General features: G+C 68.6%; 1 protein-coding gene. It reads left to right on the top strand.

Features of this window, described 5'->3' with window-relative positions:
• A partial coding sequence (locus tag SB717_RS35465) for a biotin--[acetyl-CoA-carboxylase] ligase (RefSeq protein WP_410907618.1) occupies positions 1-277 on the top strand: 277 nt, incomplete at both ends.

Below are 277 nucleotides of genomic sequence, written 5' to 3'. Positions count from 1 at the left end.
GCCGGGCTCTCCCGGGCGGGCCGTCGACACCTGGTCAGGCTGTTCATCGAAGAGACGCTGCCTTCCAGCAACCAGTACATCCGCCAGCGTTTCGAGCAGGGTGCCGGGCATGGCGAGGTGTGTCTGATGGAGCAGCAAAGCGCCGGGCGCGGCCGGCGGGGACGAAGCTGGACCACGCCCTGGGGACGAGCGTTGATGCTGTCATTGGGCTGGCGTTTCGACTCGGGAGTGGCAGCGCTGGAAGGTCTCAGTCTCGCCGTGGGCGTGGCGCTGGCCC

Origin of the sequence: Priestia sp. SIMBA_032 (genome assembly GCF_046535215.1) — a bacterium.
Classification (GTDB): Bacteria; Bacillota; Bacilli; order Bacillales; family Bacillaceae_H; genus Priestia; species Priestia aryabhattai.
This window is presented reverse-complemented; position numbering and strand designations above follow the sequence as displayed.